At 46.0% G+C, this 26110-nt stretch carries 22 protein-coding genes; 15 read left to right on the top strand and 7 right to left on the bottom strand.

Annotated elements, in window-relative coordinates:
• Positions 1–42: 42 nt before the first annotated feature.
• The 4 genes from Q0N89_RS07375 to Q0N89_RS07360 are packed head-to-tail and all read right to left on the bottom strand — an operon-like array spanning position 43 to position 3258.
• Positions 43–1320: a translocation protein TolB gene (locus Q0N89_RS07375; RefSeq protein WP_294034952.1), complete on the bottom strand. Its 1278-nt coding sequence runs from the start codon at positions 1318–1320 to the stop codon at positions 43–45.
• A 17-nt stretch (positions 1321–1337) separates the two neighbouring features.
• Positions 1338–2129, bottom strand: coding sequence for a hypothetical protein (locus tag Q0N89_RS07370; protein ID WP_294034950.1), 792 nt, complete (start codon positions 2127–2129; stop codon positions 1338–1340).
• A 7-nt stretch (positions 2130–2136) separates the two neighbouring features.
• On the bottom strand, positions 2137–2571 hold the full coding sequence (gene tolR / locus Q0N89_RS07365; RefSeq protein ID WP_078253638.1) for a protein TolR: 435 nt from the start codon (positions 2569–2571) through the stop codon (positions 2137–2139).
• A gap of 6 nt (positions 2572–2577) precedes the next feature.
• A complete protein-coding gene (locus Q0N89_RS07360) occupies positions 2578–3258 on the bottom strand; it encodes a MotA/TolQ/ExbB proton channel family protein (protein WP_294034946.1) in 681 nt (226 codons plus the stop codon).
• Between the two features lie 220 nt (positions 3259–3478).
• On the opposite strand from Q0N89_RS07360, the gene hrpA reads away from it, so the two are divergent.
• The 3 genes from hrpA (at position 3479) to Q0N89_RS07345 (ending at position 9556) form a co-directional block, all read left to right on the top strand.
• Complete coding sequence (gene hrpA, locus Q0N89_RS07355) at positions 3479–7699, top strand: ATP-dependent RNA helicase HrpA (protein WP_294034982.1); 4221 nt, start codon at positions 3479–3481, stop codon at positions 7697–7699.
• Between the two features lie 84 nt (positions 7700–7783).
• A complete protein-coding gene (locus Q0N89_RS07350; RefSeq protein WP_294034944.1) occupies positions 7784–8308 on the top strand; it encodes a GNAT family N-acetyltransferase in 525 nt (174 codons plus the stop codon).
• A 102-nt stretch (positions 8309–8410) separates the two neighbouring features.
• Complete coding sequence (locus Q0N89_RS07345; protein ID WP_294034941.1) at positions 8411–9556, top strand: beta-ketoacyl-ACP synthase III; 1146 nt, start codon at positions 8411–8413, stop codon at positions 9554–9556.
• Positions 9557–9667: 111 nt separating this feature from the next.
• Here the strand turns inward: Q0N89_RS07345 and Q0N89_RS07340 are convergent, their stop codons facing one another.
• Positions 9668–10228 carry an ATP-binding protein gene (locus tag Q0N89_RS07340; RefSeq protein WP_294034939.1) on the bottom strand — a complete coding sequence of 187 codons (561 nt, stop codon included), beginning with the start codon at positions 10226–10228 and terminating at the stop codon, positions 9668–9670.
• Positions 10229–10347: 119 nt separating this feature from the next.
• On the opposite strand from Q0N89_RS07340, the gene prfA reads away from it, so the two are divergent.
• From prfA to Q0N89_RS07325, 3 genes are all read left to right on the top strand, one after another.
• Positions 10348–11427: a peptide chain release factor 1 gene (gene prfA, locus Q0N89_RS07335; protein WP_294034980.1), complete on the top strand. Its 1080-nt coding sequence runs from the start codon at positions 10348–10350 to the stop codon at positions 11425–11427.
• Positions 11428–11486: 59 nt separating this feature from the next.
• Positions 11487–11846: an Imm8 family immunity protein gene (locus tag Q0N89_RS07330; RefSeq protein WP_294034937.1), complete on the top strand. Its 360-nt coding sequence runs from the start codon at positions 11487–11489 to the stop codon at positions 11844–11846.
• Positions 11847–12051: 205 nt separating this feature from the next.
• Positions 12052–13683, top strand: coding sequence for an ABC transporter substrate-binding protein (locus Q0N89_RS07325; protein ID WP_294034935.1), 1632 nt, complete (start codon positions 12052–12054; stop codon positions 13681–13683).
• A gap of 109 nt (positions 13684–13792) precedes the next feature.
• Here Q0N89_RS07325 and Q0N89_RS07320 read toward each other — a convergent pair whose 3' ends face one another.
• On the bottom strand, positions 13793–14368 hold the full coding sequence (locus Q0N89_RS07320; RefSeq protein WP_078253719.1) for an isochorismatase family protein: 576 nt from the start codon (positions 14366–14368) through the stop codon (positions 13793–13795).
• A 181-nt stretch (positions 14369–14549) separates the two neighbouring features.
• Here Q0N89_RS07320 and lysS point away from each other — a divergent pair, with 181 nt between their 5' ends.
• From lysS to Q0N89_RS07300, 4 genes are all read left to right on the top strand, one after another.
• Positions 14550–16061, top strand: coding sequence for a lysine--tRNA ligase (gene lysS / locus Q0N89_RS07315; RefSeq protein WP_294034931.1), 1512 nt, complete (start codon positions 14550–14552; stop codon positions 16059–16061).
• Between the two features lie 84 nt (positions 16062–16145).
• Positions 16146–17585, top strand: coding sequence for a cation:proton antiporter (locus Q0N89_RS07310; protein ID WP_294034929.1), 1440 nt, complete (start codon positions 16146–16148; stop codon positions 17583–17585).
• A gap of 9 nt (positions 17586–17594) precedes the next feature.
• Positions 17595–19760, top strand: a complete 2166-nt coding sequence (dnaX, locus tag Q0N89_RS07305) for a DNA polymerase III subunit gamma/tau (protein WP_294034927.1) — start codon at positions 17595–17597, stop codon at positions 19758–19760.
• A gap of 412 nt (positions 19761–20172) precedes the next feature.
• Positions 20173–21042, top strand: a complete 870-nt coding sequence (locus Q0N89_RS07300; protein WP_294034925.1) for a LysR family transcriptional regulator — start codon at positions 20173–20175, stop codon at positions 21040–21042.
• A gap of 117 nt (positions 21043–21159) precedes the next feature.
• Here Q0N89_RS07300 and Q0N89_RS07295 read toward each other — a convergent pair whose 3' ends face one another.
• Positions 21160–22647 carry a DUF3360 family protein gene (locus Q0N89_RS07295; RefSeq protein ID WP_294034923.1) on the bottom strand — a complete coding sequence of 496 codons (1488 nt, stop codon included), beginning with the start codon at positions 22645–22647 and terminating at the stop codon, positions 21160–21162.
• A 304-nt stretch (positions 22648–22951) separates the two neighbouring features.
• On the opposite strand from Q0N89_RS07295, the gene Q0N89_RS07290 reads away from it, so the two are divergent.
• From Q0N89_RS07290 to Q0N89_RS07270, 5 genes are all read left to right on the top strand, one after another.
• Entirely contained in the window at positions 22952–23152 is a 201-nt protein-coding gene (locus Q0N89_RS07290; RefSeq protein WP_294034921.1) for a DNA gyrase inhibitor YacG, read from the top strand.
• Between the two features lie 49 nt (positions 23153–23201).
• Positions 23202–24368 (top strand): aspartate aminotransferase family protein, encoded by a 1167-nt coding sequence (locus Q0N89_RS07285; protein ID WP_294034919.1) that lies wholly within the window; start codon positions 23202–23204, stop codon positions 24366–24368.
• Positions 24369–24374: 6 nt separating this feature from the next.
• Positions 24375–25298 (top strand): threonine/serine exporter ThrE family protein, encoded by a 924-nt coding sequence (locus Q0N89_RS07280; protein ID WP_294034917.1) that lies wholly within the window; start codon positions 24375–24377, stop codon positions 25296–25298.
• Positions 25298–25762: a threonine/serine exporter family protein gene (locus Q0N89_RS07275; RefSeq protein ID WP_294034915.1), complete on the top strand. Its 465-nt coding sequence runs from the start codon at positions 25298–25300 to the stop codon at positions 25760–25762. Before Q0N89_RS07280 ends, Q0N89_RS07275 begins: the two co-directional genes overlap by 1 nt.
• 120 nt (positions 25763–25882) lie before the next feature.
• On the top strand, positions 25883–26053 hold the full coding sequence (locus Q0N89_RS07270; RefSeq protein WP_169835327.1) for a hypothetical protein: 171 nt from the start codon (positions 25883–25885) through the stop codon (positions 26051–26053).
• The last annotated feature ends 57 nt before the right edge of the window (positions 26054–26110 follow it).

Here is a 26110-nt window from a genome sequence, read left to right as displayed (position 1 = left end):
GTCATTTTGCTACTTATCATGGCTTGTTATCAGATTTGGGTCTTATTTTGACCATACCGGTTCACGCACTTGGCCTGTAGTCGGCAAAGTGGTGCTTTGGTTGCTCGTTAAGTTGTGAATGACAAGTTTGCTTTGACCGCCTTGACTTTGGGCATAGACGATACGATTTGCTGATGGTGAGAAACTTGCCGAAATCTCTGTGCCGCCAACCTTGATACGCTGTAAGGTCGAACCGCTGACATTGGCGATGATGATGTCTTGACCTGCGACATAGGCGATTTTTGACCCATCATGGCTTAGGTGTGGGTTGGTGGCATTGAGCGCAATGCGGGTGGCATTTTGATTGGCGAATTGATAGCGGTACAGGCTTTGGCTGCGTGTGCCATTATCCGCTGTATAAATAAAGCCTGAGCCATCGGGCAGATAGCTAGGTGAGTTTTCTGCACCGTTTTGGGTGGTGATGGCTTTGAGTGTTTTGGTGGTTAGGTTGAGTTCATAAATATTTGGGTTGTTGTACTCATGACTGCCTGAGAATAGTAGGCGTGTGCCATCAGCCGAAAAGCTAGGCGCTAGATTATGCCCCCAAAATGGCGTCACCACTTCACTATGCGTGCCATTGATTGACTGCACATGAATCACGGGCAAGCCATTTTTGGCTTGGACAGCATAAGCGATACGACTACCATCTGGCGAGAAGGTCGGTGTCAAAATTGACCCTGTCACCGTAAACAGCGTACGGGCATTTTGTCCTGTGGCATCAACGAGCTTTAGGCGAGAAGTCTTGTTCGATGGCGTGCCTGTTTCTTCGACATAGGCGATGACAGAGCCAAAATCACCTGATTTGCCTGTGATGGCTTGATAGATTTTATCACTAATTTGATGACCGGCAAGCTTTAGAGATGCGGTATTGGTATCGCTGACTTGGGTTTGGCTGCCGATGACTTTGGCGGCTTTGGTGTCGATGACATCATAGCTGATGGCAGTTTTGTTACCCACGATTGAGTGTGATTTGCCAATGACGACATAATCATAGCCAAGATTGCGCCAAGTACTAAGATTTGCCAAGATGTCATTGGTGCTGGCTGTGCGTTGTGGCAGATTGCCACTGCTTGCACCAAGCTCTGTGCCATCAAGATTTGCCGTGACAACGCCTGTCACCACAGTATCGCCCACAAAAGGCACGATGGCGATGCGGTCGCTACTTTGGGCGATTTGCTGGGTTGCTACCCATACTTTATCAGTATCATCATTGGCGATGGCAGGGCTGATACTTGCCATCACGGTGATGGTGGCGATGGCTAATTGGCTAAATTTATTCATAATTCATACTCAATATTTCAAGGAGTTATCGCAGTGTCAGACGATGCATCGGCTGATGGTTCATCATAAATCAGCGTCTCAGTCTGAAACTGAAAGGTCATCTGACCGACCAAGCCTGCAATCTCAGGATACGGCGCGCCTGATTGCACTGCTGTGCGAATAGAGTCTTTGAGCTCAGGATTACCTGCACCAAAATCAATCCCTGCTACATTGCCCATTTCGTCAAAACGCACGACAAATTGCATCATCTGATTGGGCTGTTTTGGCTGTGATAGCCAAATGGACTTGATGCGGTTATAGACGGTTTGTTGGGCGGCTTTTTTGTCAGCAGCACTTACACCGCCTTGACTGCCAAGCTGATTGTTAGACGCAGACCCTGTATCAGCGGCTGATGAATTATCATTGGTATTTGTCGCAAAATTGCTGGATGTGTTATCAATCGTGCTTGATGGCTGGTCAAAGCCAAGTGACTGCGTGTCAGTACTAAAAGATGGCTCAATGGTCGTTGTCGAATTGACCACTCGATTAGATTGATAAGGATTATCAGTACTGCCAAATGCTGTCTGTGCATTGGCAGTACTTTGTGATGACTTTGTATGTGCAGAATTTTGCGCTTGATGATGTGCATTGAGCGCAGATTGCGCCTTAGCAAAAGCTTCTTGGCTTGCCAATGTGGTCTGGATACCGACATCCTTATCTGGTGGCGATATCATCGGCGCCATGATGGCGATGACAATCACGACATGAATGAGCACACTTGCCAATATCGGCAGGGTGTAGCTGGTCTTTTGGGCTGATTCATTGGACATGGCGCACCTATTTGGCAGCTTCGCTCAGTAGGCTGACTTGGCTGACGCCAGCATTTTGGATGAGTGCCATGATGTGCATGATTTGGTGATATGGATTGTCTGCATCGGCATTGACCATCACTTGTAAGTTTTCATTTTCGCTATATAGATTGCGTAAAAGTGCGTCAAGCTGTGCATCATCCATCGGTTCATCGATGGCGTTTTTATGACTGACGAACACGCTGCCATCGGCTTTTAGGCTGACAATGACGGGCAGTTCATTTTGGCTGACAGTCTTGGTGTCTTCTTTTGGCAAGGATACATCAACGCCTGTGGCGAGCATCGGCGCTGTCACCATAAAAATCACAAGCAGTACCAACATCACATCGATATACGGTACAACATTCATCTCAGCATTGAGCGGTTTTTTTGTGCGAGCAAAAGCACTTGGTCGGTTGGTCATCGATGATTACTCAGTTGGGTGGCTGGTTGGTTGCCCAAGCTTGGTTTGATTGGCAAGCAGGGCAGATACCACAGCTTCGCAAAATAACGCACGACGCTCATAGATGGTATTGGCTTTTGCGGTAAAGTAGTTGAAAGCAAGCGTCGCAGGAATGGCGGCAAATAGACCCAATGCCGTGGCGATGAGTGCTTCGGCGATACTTGGTGCAACGGTGGCAAGGCTCACTGATTCGGCTTGACCCAAGCCAATAAAGGCATTCATAATCCCCCAAACCGTGCCAAACAAGCCAATATAAGGCGATACCGAACCGATACTGGCAAGAACTGACAGCCCTTGCTCCAGTCGGCTCTGCTCTTTGCCGAGAGCGATTTTTAGCTCTCGTTCGGCGATATCGGCTTGGGCTGTACCCGTGACTATGCCAAGCTTTTTATAGCCATCAAAAAATACCGCTTCGAGTGCCGAACGCTCATTTTCTTTGGCAACAGTGGCAAACTGCTTATCAATGCTATCTGTCCAAAACCACGCTTCAAAGCGTGCATCAAAGCGAGACGCCGAGCCAAGCTTTGTCCCCAATTGAAAAATAATCACCCAGCTAAGCAGCGATAACAATAGCAACACCGCCATCACGAGCTGAACAACAAGGCTTGCTTCGGTGACAAGCTGTAAAATACTGATTGAATTATTCATAATTATTGGCTAAATACACAAATAAATTGCCATCATCATAGCATAGTTTGTGGACTTTTTGTAGGGTAAAACTGTGACTCAATCCCACCAAACGCCAAATCATCCATCAGTCAGCACCTGCCAAATGCACAAATCATCTCGGATAAATTGCACCGATGCCAAATTTTCTTTACAATAGGCAAATTTAAAACACAGATACATACAATCAGCTACAATGACAATGATTAATCATCCAAAAAACAAGCCATCCGCCGATACTCTGCTTGTCTTGGCAAAAGATAGATTCTTTTTAGAAAAATTACGCAAAGAAATCAAATCTGCACAAGGTGACGAACACGCCAAAAAACAAGCGCGCTATGATGAACTTTATCAGCGCTCAAGCGACAAGGTGCAAGAACGCCGTGCAAGTATCCCAGCTGATTTGTGGGATAAACTTAATCATGACCTGCCTGTCACCGCCGAAGCCGACACACTCATTAACGCCATCAAATCGCATCAAGTAGTGATTATCGCAGGTGAAACAGGCTCGGGCAAAACCACGCAACTGCCTAAGCTTGCGATGCTGGCAGGTCGTGGCACGACGGGTCAAATCGGACACACGCAGCCCAGACGACTGGCCGCTCGCTCGGTAGCAACTCGTATCGCCGAAGAGCTTGGTGAAGAGCTTGGCAAGACGGTGAGTTTTAAGATTCGCTTCACCGAAGAAGGGGGTAAGCACTCAATCGTCAAGCTGATGACCGATGGTATTTTGCTCGCTGAACTGGGTTCGGATAAGTTTTTGACCAATTATGATACCATCATCATCGACGAAGCGCACGAACGCAGTTTGAATATTGACTTCATTATGGGCTATCTAAAACGGCTATTGCCAAAACGCCCCGATTTAAAAGTCATCATCACATCAGCAACGCTTGATACCGAGCGATTTGCCAATTATTTTGCCAAAGATGGCAAGCCTGCGCCTGTGTTTGTGGTCGAAGGGCGTAGCTACCCTGTCGAAGTGCGTTATCGTCCTTTGACCGATATGATTGTCACTAGCCAAGATGATGATGCTTTTGATGAGATTGAAGATAACTTGCCCCGTGCTTTGACGGCGGCGGTCAATGAATGCTTTGATGATGCAAAAGCCAAAGGTCATCCTGACCAAGCGGATATTTTGATTTTTGCGGCGACCGAAGCAGAAATCCGAGATTTACAAGATATTCTAAATAGCTATGCGCCTGCTCATACCGAGATTTTGCCGTTATTTGCTCGCCAAAGCTACGCTGAACAGCAAAGGATTTTCTCACCATCAGCTCGTGGCAGACGCATCATTATCGCCACCAACGTCGCTGAGACTGCACTGACCGTGCCAAACATCCGCTATGTGATTGATTTGGGTTTTGCTCGTATTTCTCGCTACAATTACCGCTCTCGTATTCAGCGACTACCCATCGAAGCCATCAGCCAAGCGGCCGCCAATCAGCGAAAAGGTCGCTGTGGCCGTGTCGCCCCCGGTGTGTGTATCCGCCTATATTCCGAAGAAGATTTTAACAGTCGTCCTGAATTTACCGAACCTGAAATCCTGCGTACCAACTTGGCATCGGTGATATTGCAAATGGAGCGACTGCATTTAGGGGATGTGCAGGCCTTTGATTTTATCACGCCACCTGATTTGCGACTGGTCAATGATGGTCGTAAATTGCTCATTGAATTAGGTGCGCTCGATGAACACGGCTACACCAAAACCCGTGCCAAAAAAGGGCGTCCGCAGGCAGGCAGTCTGACCAAAATCGGTCAGCAGATGGCAAAAATGCCCATCGATCCACGCCTAGCCCGTATGCTGGTGGCGGGCAATACCTTTGATTGTCTGCATGATATGCTGATCATCGTCTCTGCGCTCGCCGTGCAGGATGTGCGTGAACGCCCAATGAATAAGCAGATGCAAGCCGATCAAAAGCACGCCTTGTTTCGCCGAGATGATTCAGACTTTTTATTTTATCTTGAATTATTCCAAGCGTTATTTGACAAGCACGCCACCAATGATCATCAGGCGCTATCTAGCAATGGCAGACGCAATTTTGCCAAAAAGCATTATCTGTCCTATCCACGCATCCGTGAATGGCAAAAAACCCATCGTCAGCTGACCGAGATGGTCGCTGAAATGGGCTTTGTCATCCATGAGCCTACAGCAACTCTTGATACGCTTGACACGACAGTCGATACCAAAAAAGGCGTACGCCTATCGCTAAAAACAGACAAAGCCAAAGCAGAAAAGGCAAATAAAAATCCCAAACAAGCACTGGTTAATCTTAAATCTGTTCTAAAAAATGGTATGGATAAGCCTGATGGTCAATCACGCCAATATGCCAATATTCATCGTGCGCTATTAACCGCCTTGCTGTCATTTGTGGCGCACAAGACCGAAACGCTTGGCGAATATCTGATGGCTCGCAGTCAAAAAGCTCGGATTTTCCCTGCCAGTACTTTGCACAAAAAAGGCGTACAATGGGTGATGGCATTTGAAGTGGTTGAGACATCGCAGGTGTATATGCGTTGTCTTGCCAAGATTGAACCTGAGTGGATTATCTCTGCGGCACCAAAACTGCTGAAATATCATTATTTTGAACCGCATTGGTCAAAAAAATCAGGGCGGGTGCGTGCGTATGCGCAAATCAGCCTATTTGGTCTGATTGTCATCGCCAAAGAGTTGGTGAATTATGAGCAGATTGATTTGGTACAAGCTCGTGAGATTTTTATCCGTGATGCTCTCGTTGCTAATCAGTACGGTATGCAGATGAAGTTTTTGACGGATAATGCCAATAAAATCAAAAACATCGAGCGTATCGAAGATAAGATGCGTCGCCGTGATTTGCTCGTCGATGAAGAAAGCCTGTATCAGTTTTATGATGCTCGCATCCCAAGTCATATCGCCAGTCGCAAAAGCTTTGAAGAGTTTTATCATGATGCGGAGAATAAGACACCGAATTTCCTGCATTTTAGCGATGATGATGTGCTCAATGAATCGGTCGATGACAGTCGCCAATTCCCCGAAAGTTGGCATCTGGGCGGCGTAAAACTACCCTTATCCTATGTCTTTGACCCAAGCAGTGATGATGATGGCGTGACCGTGCGTGTGCCGGTTAAGGCATTGGCACAGCTTGATCCTGTGGCGCTACTTTGGGGGATTGCAGGCTGGCGATATGAGCTGGTCTTGCAATTATTAAAAACTTTACCTAAAGAAATCCGCCGTCAAATCGTGCCGATACCTGATACTTGTGATAAAATCTTTGATAAGCTAGACGCTCGTGCACAGACAGGGCTACTTGATCAGCTAAGCCATGCTTTGATGACGCTTGGTGTGCGTACGACGCCTGCGGATTTTGCCCCTGATAAGGTCGAAGAATACCTACGCCCATTGATTTGCGTGGTCGATGACAAAAACCGTGTCATCGAAAAAAGCCGTGATTTACTCCGCTTACAAGCTCGCCATAGCCAAACCGTCAGCCAAAGTGTCACCGTCGAACAAGGGCTACATCATGAGTTCCCTGAGTATTTTAATTTTGTCAAAAATACGCACACATCAGGCATCATCATGCAAGAGTTTTCGGCACTCAAGGCGGATAAAGCAGGCACGGCGGTGTCCATTGCGGTATTTACCGAAATTGGTGCAGCGCTTAATGCGCACAAACAAGGCGTGCTCACACTGATCAAATCCAAACTTGGTGCTAAGCAAAAACAGCTGACCAGTCAGATTGATAAGGCGTTTAAGCTTGCTTTTGCGCCACTTGGTGATTTAGAAAAACTAAAAACCATTGTCGTTGATGCCACCTTGCAAGCTTGTCTATATGAGCACGCCACCAACTTTGGTCATGAACAGCCAAGCGAACACGGGGCGCACGCTCGCACGCTGATTGCAGGACTTGTGACTGACAAAAATAGCTGGCTGATTGACCATCTACCGCTTGACCAAGCCGAATTTGCCATTTGCCAAGACAAGCTATTGGCCAATTTCTTGCTGATTGGGCAAACGGTGCTAAAGACACTCAAGGATATTTATACCGCATGGCAGGTGGCTCGTGGCAAATTATTGATGCTTGACCAAGAAATCTTTGGTGAGAGTATCGAAGATATCGAAGATCAGCTGGATGATTTGCAGTTGGCAGATTTTGTGTATCGCACCGATTATCAATACTGGCGACAGTATGCCCGTTATTTACAAGCGCTAAATATTCGCCTTGATCGCATTACGCACAATCTCGATGCGGATTTGGATGCGGTGTATTTACTCGATATACACATGGAGCGACTGGCGACGGTGGTACATCAGCCAAAATTTGCCGAATATCGCTGGCTGGTCGAAGAATATCGGATTAATCTATTTGCTCAGCCGATGAAGACACTATCGCCAGTATCTGCCAAGCGACTTGAAAAAGTATGGGCAAGTTTAAATACCAAATAAGTGTTGTTTTATAAAGATTTTTTGGTTAATTTTAGACAAATTTACCCGTCATATTCACTATCAGATGTTAAAGGGAAATTATTTATGATTGCAGATGACATTGTATTTATCCGACCGACGATAGAGCATCAGCAAGCGGTGATAGCTTATAAGGATGCGTATCTATCACGCCATGATGATGTGATTCATGGCGGTGGTGGACTTGAGCGATTTGATGATAATTATCAAGCATGGCTTGATTATCTCAATGCACCTGCAGGGACGAATTTATTCGGCTATGATAAAGTGCCCGACAGTCATTTTTTGGCAATGCATGACAATCAAGTGATTGGCGTGGTGGGTATTCGTCATGAATTGACCGAATTTTTGCACAAAATCGGCGGTCATGTTGGCTACAGCACGCATCCTGATTTTGAAGGGCGTGGCGTTGCGACCATCATGCTTGGCTTTGCCGTGCAGTTTTTGGCAAAGATTGGTGTAAATCGAGTGCTGGTCACTTGCTATGATGAGAATATCGGCTCGGCACGAGTGATAGAGAAAAACGGCGGTCAGCTTGAAAATATCATCAGCATGGACGACAAACAGGTGCGCCGATACTGGATTGGCTAAGCGTTACAAATAAATTGTGTAAACAACTGTATTTTTTTACAACTCGTTACATTTATTTGTGCTACAATGGCAGACAACAAAATACCGAATCAAGGAGTCATTATGACCATTTGCATTACCGCAACAGGATTACACATTCCTGCTCATAAAATCAGCAACGAAGAGCTGGTGGCAACTTTTAATACTTATGTGGATAATTATAATGCCAAGCACGCTGATGCCATCGCCAGTGGCGAAAAGGTGGCTTTGCAACATTCTAGCGCAGAATTTATCGAAAAAGCATCAGGCATCAAATCTCGCTATGTCATCGAAAAAGAAGGCATCCTAAATCCTGACATCATGGCGCCGATTTTCCCTGCTCGTAAGCTGGGCGAAGAGCTGTCTATCATGGCAGAGATGGGCGCGGATGCACTGAACAAAGCTTTGGCGAACGCCGGTCTAAGTGCGGATGACCTAGATGGTGTGATTTGTGCCTGTTCGAACTTTCAGCGTGCCATGCCGGCGATTGCCATTGAGATTCAGCACGCAGTGGGCATGACGCATGGTTTTGCCTTTGATATGAATGTGGCGTGTAGTGCGGCGACTTTTGCTATCGCTCAAGCAGCTGCCAATATCCGCTCGGGTCTGGCTAAGCGTGTGGCGGTGGTCAATGTCGAGATTACTTCAGGGCATCTCAACTGGCGTAACCGTGATAGCCACTTTATCTTTGGTGATATCGCAGCGGCAACCATCGTCGAAGAGCTTGACACGCCAAAAGGCTATGAAGTCATCAGCACCAAGCTGATTACCCAATTTTCAACCAATATCACGAGCGAATACGGCTTTATGGACCGCTCAGAGTCTTTGGCATCAGGTGTGCCGATGCACAGCGATATCGATGAACCTGTGACCAAAAGCCTATTTTTGCAAGAAGGTCGTAAGGTGTTTCGTGAAGTCTGCCCAAAAGTTGCCGAGACCATCAGCACGCATTTGGCAGAAAATCACATCGACCCACAACAAATCAAACGCCTATGGCTGCACCAAGCCAATATCAATATGATTGATTTGATTTTGCGTATGGTGATGGGTAAAGATGCGGATAAAGCCATCGCCCCTGTGGTCATCGCCAACTATGGCAACACAAGCTCAGCCAGCCCAATCATCGCATTCCATGACAGCCAAGAAGGTGTGCAGTCAGGTGATTTGTGCGTGATGTCATCATTTGGTGCAGGCTATTCGATTGGTTCGGTGATTTTGAAAAAAGTTTAATTTTTGACTTATTGCCAAGTTTCCTACCATCAAAAGACGCTCACAGTTGTGGGCGTCTTTGTTTTTTGGCGGATGTGTTTGATCGCTAGATAAGCTTAATATTGTCTAGAGTTAAGCTTGATTAAGTACTTTTGCCATCGTCATCAGCCGTTTATCAACTGTGCCTGTGATGGGCGTGAAGTTGCTTTGAAGCTTTTGCAGCATTTGGATAATCGCATCACGCATCAAATGCCTGCCATGTGGTAAATCCCTTTGACCATCTGCCACCCAGTCAATCCCATGCGCATCCGTGACAAATACATGGTCATAATGGCACTGCCTTATGAGCGCCCAAAGCTCATCAGGTACACGCCCAAAATACCACTGGCTATATACCGCCACCAATATCGGTGATGTATCACAAATCACAAAACCAATATCATTTGCCTTTGCCTGTGTATAAGCGAGCCGTTCTTGCTGTCGTTGTCCTGCGGCAATGGGCATAATATCATCAAATTGACATAGATAGCCTGATGGCTTGGCATCCAGATAGCTACGCATATATTCGCTCACACCGAGCGCATGATACCGCTGACAAAATGCCTGCATCAGCGTGGATTTGCCCGTACATTCTGCGCCGATGATCAGCAGGGTTGTCGGTGATGGGCTGGCTGTGGTTTTGTCTTGGGTCATGATTGCTCTTAATGTGGCGTATGCGGTATTGTAGCAAATTGCACAAAACCCATGCAAAAAAGATTGATTTGTGGCAAAATACGCCATGATTTTGGCAAATTTTTAAGATAAGCACAATGATTAAAGAATCCCTACGCCATCGCCTAGATCAGATGGTTGATCGCTACGAAGAAGTGACACATTTGTTATCCGATCCTGATGTGATTTCTGATAATAAGCAATTTCGCACGCTGTCAATGGAACACAGTGATTTGACCGAGATTACCGAAACTTGGCAGAAGTTTTTGCAAGCCGAAGAAGACTTGGCAACTGCCCAAGAACTGTTATCCGATCCTGATATGAAAGAAATGGCAGCCGAAGAGATTGACGATGCCAAAGTGCGTATCGAAACTTTGGGCGATAAGCTCAATGTGCTGATGCTACCCAAAGATCCCAATGACAAAGTGCCTGCCTTTTTGGAAATCCGAGCGGGGACAGGTGGTGATGAAGCGGCGATTTTTAGCGGTGATTTATTCCGTATGTACCAAAAATACGCCCAATCTCAAGGTTGGCAAGTCGAAGTCCTATCTGCCAACGAAGGCGAGCACGGTGGCTACAAAGAAATCATCAGCCGTATCTCAGGCACGGATGTCTATGGTCGCTTGAAGTTTGAAAGTGGTGCGCATCGTGTACAGCGAGTACCTGCAACCGAAAGTCAAGGGCGAGTGCACACATCAGCGTGTACGGTGGCGGCGATGCCTGAGATTGAGATTGATGATACGGTTGAGATCAACCCTGCGGATTTGCGTATCGATACCTACCGCTCAAGCGGTGCAGGTGGTCAGCATGTTAATACCACAGACTCAGCGGTGCGTATCACTCATATTCCGACAGGGGTCGTCGCTGAATGTCAGCAAGAACGCTCTCAGCACGCCAACAAAGAAAAAGCCATGAAAATGCTGATTGCCCGTATCCAACAAGCCAAAGTCCAAGCGCAAATCGATGCCACCAGTGATATGCGTCGCAATTTGGTTGGTTCAGGTGATCGCTCCGAGCGTATCCGTACTTATAATTTCCCACAAGGTCGTATGACGGATCACAGGATTAATCTGACCCTTTATAAGCTAGATGCGATTATGGAAGGGGATTTGACCGAGCTATTAGACAGCCTATTGCGTGAGCATCAGGCGGATTTGATGGCAAGTGTCAGTGGTGAGTGATGATTTGGTAGATTGATAATAAAGCGGCTTTTGGGTCGCTTTATTATTAGGGGGTGTTCATGAAAGCACAGCTAAAAGCGATTATTGTTGAAGAAACATCTGAAGTTTTATCAGAGTTATATCCGAAGCCATCAGGTGAATTTGCTTTGGATGTACGCTTGGTTATTGGTGTTGATGGTAAAATTGGTGGTGATGATTTTTATCTAACTATTTGTACGCCAGCTTATCTATCTCAGTTGGCTGATGAATGTTATGGTGTGATGGGGTGTAGTTATCTGATTGTCAATCACTTTGATTACAATAAAATCAAACAAATCATTGAAAGATACATCTGTTATGCTACAGGTGATAGTTGGCATCAGCTTGCTATGCAGATTAGCACTTTTGCCAGATGGGAATTTGATCATTATCAGATATGATATGAATTTACGCCAGTTTTATACTGAACTAATTTTATAAATCAGCCAAATCTGACTTGATCGATGGGTTTTTAATAGCAATTGACTTGCATGAGACAAGCAAGTATTCTAATATAATATTTCATTTTGTAAATATCGTGGCTTGGCACACCACTTGACTACTTGATTTGTCGCATTGATTTAGTCGCTTTAATAAGGATATTTTATGAAATTCTCATTCAAATTACTGGCATTGGCGCTCGGCATGGGTAGTGTCTGTGCATTATCAGCTTGTCATGATAGCCCAAATCGCACAAGCAATGACCAAAAAACAGACACAGCCACATCGCACAGCATAGAGATTGGCAATACCGCCGAGCCGACATCGCTCGATCCGCACAAGACATCAGACATTCCATCTTTTAATATCATCCGTCAGTTTTTGGTGGGGCTTGTGGCGACCGATGCCACAGGCAAGACCACCCCATCACTTGCCGAGCGTTGGGAGAGTGCGGATAATAAGCAGTGGACATTTTATCTGCGTGATGCCAAGTGGTCTGATGGCACGCCGATTACTGCACAGGATTTTGTGTATTCTTTGCGTCGTCTGACTGATCCTGCGACCGCTGCGCCTTATGCATCTTATTTGGCGGATGCTAAGGTGGTCAATGCCGATAAAATCATCGCCGGCACTGCCAGTGTCGATAGTCTGGGCGTGGTTGCGATTGATGATAAGACCTTGCAGATTACTTTGACTGAGCCTGTGCCGTATTTTGTGGATTTGTTGGTATTGCCAGCGACTTATGCGGTGAATGCCAAAGCCATCGAGCAACACGGCGATGCATGGGTCAATCCTGCTAATATCGTGGTTAGCGGTGCGTATAAGCCAGTCGAGCAAGTGGTGGGTAGTCATGTCAAACTTGAGCGAAATTCTGCTTATTTTGATAATGATAAGACGACATTTGATACGGTGTCATTCTTGCCGATTGCAGGGGTTGGCGAGATTAGTCGTTATCAAGCGGGGGAAGTGGATATCACATCGGATGTGCCACCAGAGCAATTTGAACAAATCAAAGCCAAGCACGGCAATGAGCTTGTAACCATGCCACGCTTATGCACGGCGTATTTTGAATATCATAATCAAGTTGCGCCATTTAATGATGTGCGTGTGCGTCAGGCGCTGTCTTTGATTATTGATCGTGATATCATCACCAAAGATGTGCTCAAGCGTGGCGAAAAACCTGCTTATCAATTCACCCCAAGTGTCATCGCAGGCATGAGTGTGATTGAGCCTGATTGGGTCAAAGATGATCGAGCCACACGCATTGCCAAAGCCAAAGCACTACTTAATGAAGCAGGATACAATGCACAAAATCCGCTGAAGTTTGAGCTACTCTCAAGCAGTAATGAGATTGCCAAAAATGTCACCGTCGCATCCCAAGCCATCTACAAAGAATCGCTTGATTTTATTGATATTAATCTGTCAAAAATGGAATGGAAAGCACTGCAAGACAATCGCAAACAAGGCAAATATCAAGCCGTGCTCGCATCATGGTGCGCAGATTATAACGAGCCAACGACATTTTTAAATATCTTTAAGACAGGCAACGAAAATAACCGCAGTCGCTATCATAATACCGCCTATGATGCCTTGCTCGAACAAGCCATCAATACCGCAGATAGCACCGAGCGCCAAAAGCTCTACGCCCAAGCGGAGATGATTTTACAAAAAGATGCGCCCGGTACTTTTTTGTACAACACGGTCAATTCACGCCTAGTCAAGCCTGAAATCATCGCCGAGAGTATCAACGATCCAGCAGGTGGATGGCAGGTCAAGGATTGGAAACTTAAGCAATAACTTTAACTTTAACTTTATCAATCCTTTTGCATCAAAAAAATCGCCGACAGTCACAACTTTCGGCGATTTTTATCAATCAATATTGACCAATTTGCGTAATTTGCGTAGGTTATTTCACCAATTTGGCAATGGTCTTAAACGCAGGATCATCCGCACCACGCAGTAGCTCAAACAAAATCGCTTCGGTGGTGGTAATCACCGCACCGGCACGGCGCATACGGCGTAGGGCGATTTTCTTATCATAAGGATTTCTTGAGCCGACCGCATCAGCGACGATGACAGGTTGCATACCATTATCCAAAAGATCTAGCGCCGTCTGTAGTACACAGACATGGGTCTCAATGCCAAACAGTAACGCAATGCGGCGATTTTGGCGGACGATATGCGCCCATGATGGGGCGTTGTCGCAGACGCTAAAGCTTAATTTTTCAAAGCTTTGTTTGTTGGCATCATCAAGGATATCATATAGCTTTGGGATGGTTTCGCCCAAGCCTTTTTTGTATTGTTCGTTCAGCATCACAGGCACACCAAGCGCTTGCAAGCCTTGAATTAAAATCGCCATCTTGTCCGTGACAGCCTCATGGTCGTGGATATGCGGGGTTAATTTTTCTTGAACATCGATTAAGATGGCCTGCGTATCATCACGCAAAATACGATAAGGGACACCAACGGTTTTGGTCGCCATCACAAACTCCTTTTTGGTTGTGGGTTTTTGGTATCATAGCAGGTTTTTGGATGCTTGCCAAATCTTTTACATCCTGCTGGTTTGATAAAAATTTGCCAAATTTAATAATGATTGATGGCGCATAATCTGATACAATAGTCTATCTTTTTGTTTTTGATTTTTGACAATTATTGGAATTATCATGACTGAGCAAACCCAAGCAGAACACATCAGCGAAAACGATCTTATCGCCCAACGCCATGCCAAACTAGAAGCGCTACAACAAAAAGCCGCCGAGCAAGGCAAAACCGCTTATCCAAACACCTTTAAGCGCGAAGATTATTGCCAAGATCTACAAAATCAATTTGATGGCGTGGACAAGGCAACCATCGAAGCAGGCGACAAGGTCTATGCCAAAGTTGCCGGACGTGTGATGCTAAACCGTGGCTCATTCATCGTCATCCAAGACATGACAGGCCGTATTCAGCTGTATGTCGATCGCAAAGGCTTGCCAAGCGAGACGCTTGAGACCATCAAATCACTGGACTTAGGCGATATCGTGGCGGCATCAGGCTATATCGGTCGCTCTGGCAAGGGGGATTTGTACATCCACCTAGAAGACTTTGAGCTATTGACCAAGTCGCTGCGTCCACTACCTGACAAATTTCATGGCTTGACCGATACCGAAGTCAAATACCGTCAGCGTTATTTAGATTTGATTGTCAATGAAGAGACCAAACGCACCTTTGAAATCCGTGCTAAGGTCGTTGCAGGCATTCGCAACTACTTGACCAATGAACGCTTTATGGAAGTCGAAACGCCGATGATGCACGTCATCCCAGGTGGTGCATCAGCTCGTCCATTTGAGACGCATCACAATGCGCTAGATATGCCACTGTTTTTGCGTATCGCACCTGAATTGTACCTAAAACGCTTGGTGGTCGGCGGTTTTGAGCGTGTGTTTGAAATCAACCGTAACTTCCGTAACGAAGGCGTCTCAACTCGCCACAATCCTGAATTTACCATGATTGAGTTTTATCAAGCTTATGCCGATTACAAAGATTTGATGGCATTGACCGAAAATATGCTTGAAAAACTTGCCATCGACATTCTAGGCTCAACCGATGTGCCATATCAAGGCGAAGTGTTCAGCTTCAAAGGGCCTTTTAAGAAAATCTCAATGTTCGATGCGATTCTTGAGCACAATCCTAGCTTTACCCCTGACAATGTCAACGACCGTGAGTTTCTTGCCAAGTTCGTCAAAGAAGTGCTTAAAGAAGAAGTTAAGCCAAGCTTTGGTTTGGGCAAATTACAAACCATCGTCTTTGAAGAAACCGTCGAATCAAAACTGCGTCAGCCGACCTTTATCACCGAATATCCTGCGGAAACTTCGCCACTAGCACGCCGTAATGATGACAATCCGCACATCACGGATCGCTTTGAGTTCTTTATCGGTGGTCGTGAGCTTGCCAACGGCTTTAGTGAGCTCAATGACCCAATCGACCAAGCCGAGCGTTTCCAAGCGCAGGTCGCTGAAAAAGACGCAGGCGATGATGAAGCGATGCACTATGATGCCGACTTTATCGAAGCATTAGAATACGGCTTGCCACCAACAGCGGGTGAAGGCATTGGTATCGACCGCTTGGTGATGCTATTTGCTGATGCGCCAAGCATCCGTGATGTGATTTTGTTCCCGCATATGCGCCAAAAATAAGCGATGAGATGTGCATAAAGGCGTATTTGTGAATGAACAAAACGCCTTTATTTTTCTAATAAAGATCTGGCGTCATGGGGCGATATGGGCAGTTTTATTTTTCTTGAGATTTTTGCAATTGTTTGTTTGGTATCGATTGCAACGACATTGTTCAATAAGCGTGTGCTTGGCTTGCCACAGGCGATTGGTGTGCCGATTGTGTCGGCATTGCTTGTATTTATCTTGCAATGGGTGGCGACGTTATTAAACGGTAATCAATTTATCAATATCAATATCGAAGCCATCGAAGAAGCGGTACGCCATATTAATTTTTATGATTTTTTAATCAATGGCGTCATTTGCTTTATTCTGACTTCATCGGCGCTGAAGTTTCAGATTTCTGATTTGCAGCATTATTGGAAGCAGATTGGCATTTTGGCAAGTGTCTCACTGCTGCTGTGCGCCATCATCTTTGGGGTGATGCTGTACGGTTTTCAGACACTGACAGGTCATGCAGTACCGCTGATTATGCTGCTGCTCTTGGGCTCAGCACTGGGGGCAACCGACCCAATCGGTATCAAAGGTGTATTAAGCTCGATCAAAGCACCACGACATCTGATGGTCAAGCTTGAAGGTGAATCGCTGTTTAATGATGCGATGTGTATTGCCATTTTTATGACGATCTTAAAGGTCATTGAAGGTAATGGTTTTAATCTCTTGACCGTAATTAAACATCTGGCATACGAAGTCATCGTGGCGGTGGTGATTGGTGTGGCATTTGGTCGCAGTGCCTTGTATCTACTCAAAGGCAAAAATGAGATGGAATCATCGATTCTTATCACAGCGCTTTTGGCGGTGGGTTCTTATTTGGTGGCATTGTACGCCCATGCTTCAGCGCCGATTGCTTGTGTGGTGGCAGGGCTCATCGTTGGCAATCAATGGCAAAAAATCTTACACAAAAACGACATCCAAGACATCAATCATTTTTGGCATACCATCGAAGGGATTATTAACTCTTTCTTATTTACGCTGATTGGGCTTGAGCTGTTTATCTTGGATCTTAGTGCTGGTATTGTGATTGGTGGTGTAGTGGCGTTTGTACTGCTGCATTTGGCACGATTTATCGCCAATTTTGTCTCTTTTGCCTTTTTTCCATCCGTGCGCAAAAACGCCTACAATGGCAGCTTATCCATCTTGTCTTGGGGCGGGGTGCGTGGCGGCATTTCGCTTGCGCTGATTTTGGCGGTGGCGAATAATCCTGCCATTCGTGATTATAACAATGTACTGATTGGTTATACGTTTATCGTTGTGCTATTATCTGGCGTGGTGTGCGGACTTGGCTTGCCATCGGTGATTAATGCGTTTTATCATAATCCAGATGCGCCATCAAACGGCTTTATGGGATGGTATCAGCGCCAAATCAACCGTCTAAATCGCAGTGGTCAAAAATACATCATCGAAGAAGATGCTGCAGGCAATCAGCAGATTTATGTGTATAATGAACAAACCAAACAAGCTTCAAATAGTGAACCGGATAGATTTTAATTATTAATCATGGATAAACAATATCAAGTCCTTGCCCGTAAATATCGCCCAAAAAACTTCTCAGAGCTTTTGGGGCAGACCCATGTCTCTCAAGCGCTCGCCAATGCTATTGATACCGGCAGGCTGCATCATGCCTACTTGTTCACTGGCACTCGTGGCGTGGGCAAGACGACCATTGCCCGTATTTTGGCTAAGTGCCTAAACTGTGAAACAGGCATCACAAGTACACCGTGCGGTGTGTGTGATACTTGCCAATCGATTGATGCAGGGCGGTTTTTGGACTTGATTGAGATTGACGCTGCCAGTCGCACTAAGGTCGAAGACACGAGAGAACTACTCGAAAACGTGCCTTATGCGCCTGTACAAGGCCGCTACAAGGTCTATCTGATTGACGAAGTGCATATGCTATCGACGCACTCGTTTAATGCACTTCTTAAGACACTCGAAGAGCCGCCTGAGCACGTCAAGTTTATCTTTGCAACCACCGATCCGCAGAAACTGCCGATTACCATCATTTCTCGCTGTTTGCAATTCGTCCTACGTCCGATGCCGCAGGCACTGTTGGCTGAGCATTTGGCAAAGGTGCTACAGCTTGAGAATATCCAGTATAGCGAATCCGCACTTTGGCAACTATCAAGCGCTGCCAAAGGCTCGGTGCGTGATGCGTTGTCATTGACCGATCAGGCGATTGCCTTTGGTGGCGGTGCGATCCAAGCTGACACGGTCAATGAGATGCTCGGGCTTGTCAATAGCACCGATGTGCTGGCGATGATTGATGCGATTTATCGAGATGATAAGGTGGCGGTGAGTGCGCAGATTACGCTCATGCGTGAGAAGATGGTGGATGCGACAGCAGTGTTTGATGAGCTGATTGATCGCATTCATCAGATGGCACTGCTGCAGGTGCTACCACAGTCGCCACTGGATATGAGCGAAGAAGAGCAGGCGCTCTTGACGACACTGTCACAGCAAATCAGCGCCGATGTGCTACAGCTGTATTATGAAATTCTTATCAAAAGCCGTGACGGTATCCGCCTAGCGAGCACGCCGATGCAGGCACTGGAGATGGGGATTTTGCGCCTGCTTGCATTTCGCCCTTTGGCGGTGGGTGAAGTGATTGATCATACTGATCATTCAAGTAGTTTGCATGATGGCACAGTCCAAACAGATCAAATCCATGCAGTTAATGCGGTACACACTACTGAAGAGTCATCTCACACCACTGTAGAAATGATACAGGGGTCAGATGAACCAGTATCTGATGGCGACGATGATACTCAGATCGCAGATGATAGCTTGGGTGAATCGATCGCATTCGATCGTGATATTGATGCTGATGCTATAGAACAAATCATTGATACACGATCAATAGACGGGCAGGTGGATGCAGTCACGAGTGATCATCATGATGAGAGCATCAAGCAGACACAGGTACATAGCAATCATGAACCATCCAAGGATAATCAGCTGACCGATATCATAGATGCACCAAATGACACAGCGCCGCCTACACTGTCTGATGCACCATCAGACAGCTCGCCAGCGCAGATGAAGGCAGACTCATCATCGGATATGATGATGGCTGATATGGCTAATACGGTCGAATCGATGGTATCGATGCCGATAGCAGCTGTGCATGAGCAGAGTCATTTGCAGCCTGCAGAGTCTATCAGCCAAACCAACCATGGCTTGCCATCAACCTTTATCACCAAGGAGCAGATGATACGCCGATTGCAGCCAAGCGAGTGTGTACTCGATGGTGTATGGGATGATGACAAATGGGATTATTGGCTAATCCAACCACAAAATACTGAAGCTTTGTCGGCTGATGAGAAGGCGTTATTGTCCCTGTCAGTCATCGAAGGGCGGATTGGTGAACCTAGTCAGTTATTTATCGATGCCACTAGCGCACAAGCTGAGCAAAGCTTTGGCTCAATCGTGGAAAAGCTTAGCGATGGACTAAATGGTCTGTTTATCAAACCAACACTGATGGTGCCATTACCAGAGAATCGACTCAATCCACAACAAAAACAGATTCTGCGTGATCAGCAGGCGCTCATCGATGCCCAAAATCAGCTCATGGGCAGTGCGGTATTTAGCGTATTGTGGCAATCAGGATTTATCGATGATCAAAATGCACCCGCCATCGGCACCCCAAAGCTAACTTTGCAATAGCAGATTGGCAAAATATCAGCGCCCATAGATTGTCAATTAATATTACACTAATGTAACTCAACTTTTCCCTTAGATAACTGAATTTATACGCCTTTTTTGCACCATCTTTGAATAAGTGATTTTTTAATTAAATATGCAAATTTTCATTGACAAAGATGGATTTTGGTGATAAAAAGTATTTCTAAAAGGTTATTTAATATTGGACATATACGATTTTGCCATATGTGTAAAGCATTAAAATTGACTGATTGGTCATATTTTAGTTGGCAATGACGGTAAATGTTAGATATAATAACTTCCTTTTTCGAATTGTGCTATAAAATTAACACATTTTTATAATATTTACTTTACAATGAAAGAGTTTGGGTTTATAATATCCACTCCATAAGCAACAAACTCAAGGTGATCAATTATGTTAGACAATCTTCGTAGTATGGCAGTATTTGCCAGTGTTGTTCGTCATGGTTCATTCAGCGGTGCCGCCAAGGAACTAGGCATTACAACCAGTGCAGTCAGCCAACAAATTCGCTCACTAGAGACCGATTTGGGCGTGTCTCTACTACATCGTTCTACTCGTAAACTTAGCCTATCAGAAGCAGGTGAGAGCCTGTACAATGCTGCTGTTCAGATGGTCAAAGCCGCTGAACAAGGTCGTGATAGCGTTATCCAACTAAAAGACGAAATTTCAGGTAGTCTGCGTATCGCAACTACGCCAGAACTTGCCAAAAACTACCTATTGCCTGCGCTATCTTCATGGCTTGCTGAGCATGACAACCTAAGCCTAAATCTAATCTCTCGTGACCAAGCTGATATGATCGAAGATCGCATTGATTTGGCACTAGTACTAGCCGAAGGCAATCAAGGCACCGCTTTGGCATCAGTTAAGCAAGTGCTAGTCGCTGCACCGAGCTACCTAGCAGGTCGTGAAGCGATCGACACACCAAAGAGCCTAACTCAGCATGATGTCGTGCTTTGCAGCGAAAAATCAACCGAGAGCCTAGAATTCCGCAAAAACGGCGAAAAAACCAATGTGCGTATCAGCGCTCGCCTATACAGCAACAATGCCAACATTGCATTGAACCTTGCTCGTGAAGGCTACGGTATCCTTAAGACCAACGAAGTGATGGCAAAAGATCTCATCGCCTCTGGTGAGCTTGTCGTTGTCCTACCTGGCTATGATCTACCGACTTTGAGCATCTCAGCAGTGACTGCTTCAAAAGAGCAAACCCCTGTGAAAGCTCAAAAATGCCTAGAAGTGCTAGAAGCTTATTTCAAAAAATAAGCCATAGCATAACTTGCTAAAAGACCTTGTAAAGACATTGAGTCAACTACAAGGTCTTTTTTGTGCCCAAAAAAATCACCGCCTAATGACGGTGATTTTATATGTCTTATCAAACTATTAAATTCTAAACTGTGGCAACAGTGCAGGCACACCAGGGAACATCCCAACCGCCGCCATTACAGCGCACAAAATCACAAAGCCCGCCAATGGAATAATCACACGGCCACTAAGTCCAAGCTCCACACTGCGCTGCTTATCACCAATCAAGCCTAGATTGTCTAGCATCATCGTCAATGACCAGCCAAACACAGGATTGACAAGTGCTGATGCAAAGACAACGATCGCTGCCGACTGCGTAGTTTTGCCTTTACGAGTCATCTCCATGCCCGCTTCAAGTAGTGGCACAAATACCGCCACAATCAATGCCACCGACAGCACGGGCTGCCAAATCGCCAAATCCATCGGATAACCCCAAATGCTGGCAATGATACAAAACAGCGCCGTCAATACTGCACCAGCAGGGATAGGGCGCTTGGCAATCGCCGCAGGCACGATATAAGTACCCCATGATGATGCAAAATTCGCACCGCCAAGTAGCGAGCCAGTCGCTTGTCTTGCCGCACAGCCAATCATGGTATCATCGATATTCATGTGGGTGCGCTCAGAATTGGGTGGATAGCTGATTTTTTGGAATACTTGATGCCCTAGAAAATCAGGCGACCACATCGCCACGGCTAGCACTGCAAATGGAAATACCACCACGAAGCTTTTGGCATCAGGCAAGCCCAAAGTCCAACCTGTATCTTCGCCCCACCAGTAGGCAGGATTGAGCGGTGGTAAGCCTGGCTCAGTCTTAAATTCAAACGGCGCACCCATCGCAAAAGCAATCACACCAGCAAGCGCACAGCCAATCGGCACAGCTAGCCAACGCTTTTGCCAATGCTCAAGTAGGGCGTACATCACAATGGTAGCAAGGATAATCACGAACGCCAAATGCGGCAAGCCGATGGATTCTGCCCAAGTCATCATGTTTTTGACCTGCGCAATCAAACCCACAAAGCCAAGATACAGTAGCAAACCGCCTGCCACACCATTACTGGTAAGCCTTGCCAAGAGCGAACCGCCCTTAAACACACCGAGCAGAATACCAAAAATCCCAATCAATAGCCCAAATGCCAACGGATGACCGCCTGCAGCCACGACTAATGGAATCAGCGGAATCAGTGGACCGTGTGTCCCTGCCAAATTCGCCGTCGGCAACAAAAATCCTGATAATAACAGCACAAATACAGATGCAATCAGCATCTCATAACGCACATTTTCAAGTACAAAGGCTTCACCCAGCCCCAAAGGCGCTGCAAAGGCGGCGGCCATCGCACCGACCATCACAATCTTACCAATCGTACCCGCCATCGCAGGAATCGCATCTTCAAACTCAAAACGATAATCACGAAACGGCAGATTGGCACGCCACCTCTTGGGCTGCATGATTTGTAGTTCATGATTCAGATACGCTTCACGAGAGTCGAAACTACTGCTTGGTTTGTGCAGTTGTTGATAGCTTTTATTCGCTTTGTCATCATTGACTAAGGGTGCATCACTCACATCAGACTCCTTATTTCCTTGAGAAATGCCATTGAGAAGTTATTACATAATCGGTCACTGATTATAGCTTGCTTGACTATGTCTGTCATGTATTATTTTATAAAGTTTATAATTAAATCAGAAAATCTGATGAGTATGGTAAAATCGTATAGCAATTAGCAAATATGTGCATAAATTCGAGTTGTTTAGTTGATTTTTGCATAATTAATCGTCAGCCAACTTATGCAAATTATGCAGTATCAATCAGCCAAGCTTGATTTTTTGTGCTAAAATATTCCCAAAAGTTTCATCATCAGAGTCAGCCTTGAGCGAAGTCATCAGTTATCCTTGCCCACAGTGCAAAACGCCCACCACTTGGACGGACAATCCTTATAAGCCTTTTTGTTCTGACCGCTGTAAGCTTATTGACCTTGGCGCATGGGCATCCGAAGACTACAAAGTCCCAAGCGATGATACGCCATTTAGCGATGAGCTTAGCCAAGCTGAGCAGTTATCTCGCTATTAATCATGCTTTGCCAAGTTTAAATTTATCAAAATAACCAAAAGGATGTTTTATGAGCTATTTAATGCCAACTTATGCTCGCCAGCCGATTAGCTTTGTGCGTGGCGAAGGGTCTTATTTATACACTGCCGATGGTACGGCTTATTTGGATGCGCTGACCGGTATTGCTGTCTGTGGCTTGGGTCATTGCCATCCTGCCATCACAAGTGCCATCAGCGAGCAGGCAGGACAGCTTGTGCATACCAGCAATTTATTCGGTGTGGATTGGCAAGAAAAGGCAGGGGAAGTACTTTGCCGTGCTGCCAATATGCAGCAGGTGTTTTTTGCCAATTCGGGTGCTGAAGCCAATGAATGTGCACTCAAGCTTGCTCGGCTGTATGCACACAACCAAGGCAAAGCACGCCCAAAAGTCGTGGTCATGGAGCACTCATTTCATGGCCGTACACTATTGACCGTATCGGCCACCGCCAATCCTAAGGCGCGTGCAGGCTTTTTTACGCTTGATGATGATTTTATCCGTGTGCCATTTGGCGATATTCAAGCAGTTGCCGACCTTGATGATGCTGATATCTGTGCACTGCTGGTTGAGCCTATCCAAGGCGAAGGCGGATTGCACACACCACCTGATGACTATTTGGATGCACTTGCCAAAATCTGTGATGATAAAGACTGGCTACTCATGCTTGATGAAGTGCAAACTGGCAATGGTCGCACGGGCAAATATTTCGCCTATCAATACAGCAACATCACCCCTGATGTCTTGACAACCGCCAAAGGGCTTGGCAATGGCTTTCCTATCGGTGCGTGTATGGTCAGTGGCAAAGCAGTAGGGCTGTTTGGTGTAGGCAGTCATGGCTCAACCTATGGCGGTACACCGCTTGGCAGTCGTATTGTCTGTGCAGTGTATGAACAATTGACAGACGAAGTAATGACAAATGCCGTGACCGAAGGCGATTTTATCCGCCAAGCGATTTTGGATAAATTTGCCAATCGTGGCATCAGCGCTCGTGGTCGTGGCATGATGATTGGCTTTGCAATGCCTGATGGGGTGGATTTGAGCCAAGCAGTTGATACGGCTCGTGATGTGCATCATCTGATTATCAATGTTACCGGTGGTAATGTCATTCGCCTGTTGCCTGCACTCAATCTATCGCACGCAGATGCCCAGCTGATTGTGGATAAGCTATCGGCACTGCTTGATACACTGCTTGACGCTTAAACCATCATGAACGCACAATCAAATCCAAAGCCTGCCACGACACAGACGGCAAATATGACAAATTCAGCTGATGCAATGCAGCCTGTGATTTTGTACAATGACGGCAAGGCTACAGCACGCATCAGCTATCACCAACAACAGCGTATCACACGGCTATGTATCCGCTGTGCCTTGCTACTCATGCAGTTTGGCGCAGAGTCGGCAGTCGTCGTCGATTTGACCAAACGGCTTGGGGTGGCGCTTGGGGTGGATGGGGTTGAATGTGGATTGTCATTTAATGCCGTGACTTTGACCACTTTATATCAAGGGCGGTGCATCACCACCGTGCGTAACACCGTGCATCAGGGTATCAATGTCAGCATTCTAGTGCATATTCAGCAAATCGTGCTACAAGCAGAGCAGTACAAGGCTACCCAGCTTGCAATACTAAGCACCGATGAGCAGGATAAGTTCATTGAGCATACCACCCAAGCTTTTGACACGATGGGGCGTGCCGCTTATCCCAATAATTTGATGTCATTGTTTGTCGGCTTGTCGTGCGCTTGTTTTGCTTATCTCAATGGCGGCGATCTTCCCATCGCCTTGGTGACATTGGTTGCCGGTTTTGTGGCGATGCGTACAAAAATGTACTTATCCGCACACCATTTTAATCCTTTTGTTGTGGTCATCATCACCGCATTTATCGCCACCATCCTTGGTGCGGCGACGTATTTTCTCAAGCTTGGTGATCATGGCGATATTGCCGTTGCTTCTAGCATCTTGCTACTGGTGCCTGGCTTTCCCATCATCAATGCCTTGTCCGATATCCTAAAAGGCTATATCAACATGGGCGTTGGCCGCTGGATGTTCGCGACGATGCTGACACTATCAGCCTGTGTAGGTATCGTGATTGCACTGATCTTATTACAAATTCCACACTGGGGGCTGTGATGGATGTCGTTATTGGTATTGCTGAAAAAATCGTTCTCTCCTGCATCATCACTATCGGTTGGTGTTTGATGTTTACTTTGCCCAAGCCCTATATCCGCCATGCCATGTTGGTTACGGCGGTGGGTGTGGGCATCAAATACAGTATGCTAAATGCCGAAATTCATTTGGCGGTATCGACATTTTTTGGGGCGATGGTAGGCAGTTTTTTGGGTGTTTATTTTGCACAGCAGTGCAAGCTGCCACCAAAGGCATTAATCGTGCCAAGCTTGATTTGTATGATGCCGGGCATCACCGCCTACAAAGCGATGGTGAGTATGGTGCAGATTGGTTATTTTGGCTTTAGCATGGATTTGTTTGTGCTGATGATGAGCTACTTTTTTGATGCGATTTTTGTGATTTCAGCATTGGTGCTCGGCTTATCAATTCCGGGGATTTTGTTTTATCGTCGTAAACCTATTGTTTAGAATATTGAATATATTTTGTCCTTGCAAGGTGTGCATTTAGTCGGTATAATTGGCAAATTTTTCGCCAAAGCTGTTTGGGCTTGGCTGATTCATCTTTGGCAAAATCACTTTGGAGTACTCATGTCAGAAAAACACGATGAAATGACCACATTTAATATGCGAGTCGATAAAAATCTGGTCGAACAATTCAAAAAAGCCGCCAAAGCCAATAACCGCACCGCAAGTCAGCTACTGCGTGATTGTATGATTGATTATGTCAAGAAAAACCGCCAAGCGGATATGTTCAAATAAGCTGTAAGAAACTCAAGCGTTATTTACACTTTGCTTAAAATAAAACTCTAACCACTC

Source organism: uncultured Moraxella sp. (assembly GCF_945873075.1).
GTDB lineage: Bacteria > Pseudomonadota > Gammaproteobacteria > Pseudomonadales > Moraxellaceae > Moraxella.
Note: the sequence above shows the minus strand (reverse complement) of the source record. Positions and strands in the feature narration are given on the sequence as shown.